This window comes from Stenotrophomonas sp. P5_B8, from assembly GCF_054049855.1.
This window is the reverse complement of sequence record NZ_JBFULO010000271.1, coordinates 1-5,157: the sequence shown is the minus strand read 5'-3', so window position 1 is coordinate 5,157 and position 5,157 is coordinate 1. Positions and strand designations below refer to the sequence as shown.

Here is a 5,157-nt window from a genome sequence, read left to right as displayed (position 1 = left end):
GAGCATGGCTCGGCTCTACCCCGCGATACCCCGCATTGCCTCGCGATACCCCGCGATACCCCGCATTGTCTCGCGATACCCCGCGATACCCCGCATTTCCCGGCATTGCCCGACATTGCCTTGCCGGATCGCGTCGTGTGGGGGGGCGGATTGGCCGCACCCGCACCTGAAATCGCCTATGCCCGATGACGGCATGCTGGTGGATTTCATTCCGCGGATCGCGGTGACCGCTGAGCTGCAGCGGAAGCTGCTGGTGGACAACCCGATGCGGTGGTGCCGGGGCGGGTGAGGGACGTCGCCGCGCGTGCTTCGGCCTGGCCGGGGCGCACGGTGGAGCCACGCCATGCGTGGCTGTTCTTCGGTCCGGCATGGCGTGCAGCCACCCGTGGGGTGGCTCTACCGGGGAGGGTCGCGCAACGGTAACGCCAGGCCATCGCATGATCGCCGGGTAGAGCCACGCCATGCGTGGCTGTTCTTCGGTCTGGCATGGCGTGCAGCCACCCGTGGGGTGGCTCTACCGGGGAGGGCCGCGCAACGGTGATGCCACCAGGCCATCGCATGATCRCCGGGTAGAGCCACGCCATGCGTGGCTGGCGCGGACTATCCCCGCGCCAACGCCATCAAGCGCTCGGCAATCCGCTCCAGTGGCACCATTTCTTCGGCCGCACCCAGCTTGTAGGCCGCGCCCGGCATACCCCAAACCACGCTGCTGGCTTCGTCCTGCACCAGCGTGGGGGCGCCGGCGTTGCGCAGTTCGAGCAGGCCGCGGGCGCCGTCGTCGCCCATGCCGGTGAGGATCGCGCCGATAGCGTTGCTACCGGCACTTTCGGCGACCGAGCGGAACAGCACGTCCACTGCCGGCTTGTGCCGGTTGACCGCGGGGCCGTCATCCACGCGGCAGCGCCAGCGCGCACCGTCGCGGATCACCCGCAGGTGCTTGCCGCCCGGCGGCAGGTAGGCGTGGCCGGGCAGCACCGCTTCGCCATCGCTGGCTTCGCGTACCGACATGGCCGAGTGCCGGTCCAGGCGCTCGGCGAAGGGCGTGCTGAACGTGGCCGGCAGGTGCTGGGTAAGCACCACGGCGGGCGCGTCGGCGGGCATGCCCTCGAGCACCACGCGCAGCGCTTCGGTACCGCCGGCCGAGGCGCCGATGGCGATCAGGCGGTCGGTGGTGCGGAACTGGATGCTGCGCGCGGGGGTGACCGGTGCGACCGCGTCGAGCGTGATGCGCGGGGTGATGGGGCGGGCCAGGGTGCGCACGCGCGAGCGCGCGGCCATCTTGACCTTGCCGATGATTTCCTCGGCATAGGCCTGCAGGCCGCGGGCGACGTCGAATTTGGGCTTGGACACGAAATCCACCGCGCCCAGTGCCAGCGCCTGCAGGGTGGTGTCGGCGCCGCGTTCGGTCAGCGAGGAGATCATCACCACCGGCAGCGGGTGCAGGCGCATCAGGTTTTCCAGGAACGCCAGGCCGTCCATGCGCGGCATTTCCACGTCCAGGGTGATCACGTCCGGGGCGAGGCGTTTGATCTTCTCGCGCGCCAGCAGCGGGTCGGCGGCGGTGCCGACCACCTCGATGCCCGGATCGCTGGCGAGGATTTCGCTGAGCATCTGCCGCACAACGGCGGAGTCGTCGACGATCAGGACTCTGCAGGGCGCACCGTGGGTCATTCGAACAGCTCCACGCCGCCGGTGACCGGGGCCTTGGACAGACGCGCACGCACGGCCGATTCGGTTGCGGCGACTTCGGCCTCGTGCGCGTGCGGCAGGCGCTGCACGACGACGCGGCCGGTGTCGGCGAAGAACCACACCTTGCGCGGATGGATGCCGCACAGGTCTTCGGCCAGCACCGGGATGTGCTCGGCCTGCAGGTACTGGCGCACGAACTCGGCGTTACGGGTGCCGACCGGGTTGCTGGTAAAGCCCTTGAGTACGTTGGCGCCGCCGAACACCTTGGCTTCCAGGCGCTTGCGGTGAGCGCCACGCTTGAGCAGGTCGTTGATCAGCAGTTCCATGGCGTAGCTGCCGTAGCGCGCGGGCGCGCCATCGCCGACGTTGCCTTCGGGCAGCAGGAAGTGGTTCATGCCGCCGATCTTGAGCACCGGGTCGCGCAGGCACGCGGCCACGCACGAGCCGAGGGTGGTGGTCAGCGCGGTGTTGTCGTCGACCACCAGGTACTGGGTGGGCAGCAGCTTGGCCGCGGTTACCTTGAAGCGGCTGTCGAAGTAACGCATGACATCGTCGGTGCGTAGCGCCAGGTTCATGCCGGTGCTCCGGGCGCGCGCTTGTACAGCGTGCGTCCGCACGGCTGGATCAGGTCGGCGGCGTGCAGGTAGTTCTCCGAGTGGCCGGTATAGAGCAGGCCGTCGTCGCCCATGTGCTGGATCAGCCGCGAGAGGATGCCGCGCTGGGTGGGYTTGTCGAAATAGATCATCACGTTGCGGCAGAACAGGGCGTCGAACGGGCCGCCGACGTCATAGCGGGGGGCGAGCAGGTTGAGCGGGCGGAAGTCGATCAGGTCGCGCAGCGCAGGATTGACCCGGCAATGGCCTTCGTTGGGGCCGCTGCCGCGCTGGAAATAGCGCTTCTTGAGCGCCGGATCGAGTCCGGACACCCGGTCGATGGCGTACACGCCGCGGCTGGCGGTGGCCAGCACCTGGGTGTCCACGTCGGTGGCCAGGATGCGCACCGGCGGCTTGAGCGTGCCGAACGCCTCGCAGGCGGTGATCGCCATCGAGTAGGGCTCCTCACCGGTGGAGGCCGCGCACGACCACAGCTGCAGGGTGCCGTGACCGGCGCGCGCGCGCAGCTCGGTGTCGAGCTTTTCGAAATGGTGCGGCTCGCGGAAGAACGCGGTGAGGTTGGTGGTGAGCGCGTTGGTGAACGCCTGCCACTCTTCGCCGCCGTCCTTTTCCAGCTGGTCCAGGTACTCGGTGAAGCTGCGCAGGCCGAGCGCGCGCAGGCGCCGCGACAGGCGGCCATAGACCATGTCGCGCTTGGCCGGGGCCAGCGAGATGCCGACACGCTGGTAGATCAGGTCGCAGACGCGGCGGAAATCACGGTCGGCGAACTCGAATTCGCGGCCGTTCTGGGAGGTGGCGGCAGGAGCGGAAGGCGTGGACACAGGCGCACTCGATGGGAATGGGGGAGTGGCGGCGACGGGGCCGCCACGAAGACTCAGAACTCTTGCCAGTTGCCGTCGTCCGGGGTCGCACTGCGCTGCGCGCGTGGTGCCGGCTGGGCGCGCGGGGCAGGGCGTGCGGCAGGGGTCGGGCGCGGGCGCGCTGCGGCCGGCACCACCACGCGCGAGGTGACCGCACTGACGGCCGCAGCAACCTGGTTGTCCAGGCGGAAGATCGCCACGACGTCGGCCAGCTGGTTGGCCTGTTCTTCCATCGCGCGCGCGGCGGCGGTGGCTTCTTCGACCAGGGCGGCGTTCTGCTGGGTGGTTTCGTCCATCTGCACCACGGTCTGGTTGACCTGTTCGATGCCGGCGGACTGTTCCTGGGAGGCGGCGGAAATCTCGGCCATGATGTCGGTCACCCGCTGCACCGAGGCGACGATCTCGCCCATGGTGCTGCCGGCCTTGCGTACCAGGGCCGAGCCGTCGGCGACGCTGGCGACCGAGTCGTCGATGAGGCCCTTGATCTCCTTGGCCGCGCCCGCCGAGCGCTGGGCCAGGGTGCGCACTTCGGAGGCGACCACGGCAAAGCCGCGCCCCTGCTCGCCGGCGCGGGCCGCTTCCACTGCCGCGTTGAGCGCCAGGATGTTGGTCTGGAAGGCGATGCCGTCAATGACGGAGATGATCTCGGCGATGCGCCTGGAGCTGGTTTCGATCGCGCTCATGGTGGTGACCACCTGGCCGACCACCTCACCGCCCTGCGAGGCCACGCTGTGCGCGCCGATGGCCAGCTGGTTGGCCTGGCGGGCGTGCTCGGCGTTCTGGCGCACGGTGGAGGTCAGTTCCTCCATCGAGGCGGCGGTCTCTTCCAGGTTGGCGGCCTGCTGCTCGGTCCGACGCGACAGGTCGCTGTTGCCGCTGGCGATTTCCCCGGCGGCCTGGGTGATGCTGCCGGCCGCGCCCTGGATCTGGCCGACGATCTGGGTGAGCTGGGCGACGGTGGCGTTGGCGTCGTCGCGCATGCTGGCGAACACGCCCTGGAAGTCGCCGTGCATGCGCACGGTGAGGTCACCTTCGGCGATGCCCGACAGCAGCTGCGAGAGCTTGCCGAGGTTGTCGTCGCTGACCTGCATCATCGCGTTGAGGTTGCCGATCATCAGGCGGAAGTCGTGATCGAAGCGGGTGGCATCGCCGCGCTGGCTGAAGTCCCCGGCCGCGGCAGCGCCGGCCAGGCGCTTGATCTCGTCGTTGATGCTGCCCAGGTTGCGCTTGACGGTATCGACGGTGGCGGTGATTTCCGCCTTCTCGCCCGGGTAGCGGGCGATGTCGGCGTGCAGGTCGCCCACGGCGTAGCGCTGCACCACCTGCAGGACGTCGTCCATGGTCTGCACGTGCGCGCCGACCAGCGCGTTGGTTTCATGCACCATCAGGCCGTATTCGCCGGGGAAGGCACTTTCGTCCATACGGAAGCGGGTCTGGCCGGCCTCGTGCTGGCTGGCCATGTCGCGCTGGCCGCTGATGACCGCGTGCAGCTGTTTCTGCATCCGGCCCATGCTTTCGAGCAGGCGGCCGGGTTCGTCGTGGGCCTGGGCGCCGATGCGGCTGTCCAGCTTGCCGGCGGCGATGCTCTCGGCCACGTGGGTGGCCTGGCGCAGGGGCAGGGTGATGCGGTTGCCGATGAGCCAGCTCAGCGCCAGCACGATCAGAACCACGACGCCGCCGCTGACGGTCATGATGGCGGTGAAGACCAAGGCCTGCTTCTGCACGTCTTCCATGTAGACGCCGCTGCTGATCACCCACTGCCACGGCTTGTACAGGCCTGCGTAGGAGGACTTGTCATACAACCCTTCGGCGCCGGCCTTGGCCCACTTGTAGGAGATCACGCCGCCGCCCTGGCCTGCGACCTGGACCAGGTCATGGAACAGCCGCACGCCGTCTTCGGAGCGGAAGTCCTTCATGTCCTTGCCGACCAGGTCCTTGCGGAACGGATGCATGAGCACGTGGTAGCCGGTGTCGTAGACGCTGTAGTAGTAGGC

The 5,157-nt window shown here is 68.7% G+C and carries 4 protein-coding genes; all 4 read right to left on the bottom strand.

Annotated elements, in window-relative coordinates; all coding sequences use genetic code 11:
* Positions 1-600 precede the first annotated feature (600 nt).
* Positions 601-1,671, bottom strand: coding sequence for a protein-glutamate methylesterase/protein-glutamine glutaminase (locus tag ACXJKH_RS14180; RefSeq protein ID WP_256777498.1), 1,071 nt, complete (start codon positions 1,669-1,671; stop codon positions 601-603).
* Positions 1,668-2,264 (bottom strand): chemoreceptor glutamine deamidase CheD, encoded by a 597-nt coding sequence (gene cheD / locus ACXJKH_RS14175; RefSeq protein WP_256777499.1) that lies wholly within the window; start codon positions 2,262-2,264, stop codon positions 1,668-1,670. The genes ACXJKH_RS14180 and cheD overlap by 4 nt, the downstream gene beginning before the upstream one ends.
* Complete coding sequence (locus ACXJKH_RS14170; RefSeq protein WP_256777500.1) at positions 2,261-3,124, bottom strand: CheR family methyltransferase; 864 nt, start codon at positions 3,122-3,124, stop codon at positions 2,261-2,263. Before ACXJKH_RS14170 ends, cheD begins: the two co-directional genes overlap by 4 nt.
* A 53-nt stretch (positions 3,125-3,177) precedes the next feature.
* Positions 3,178-5,157: methyl-accepting chemotaxis protein (locus tag ACXJKH_RS14165; RefSeq protein ID WP_457320176.1), on the bottom strand; the 1,980-nt coding region annotated here is incomplete at its 5' end.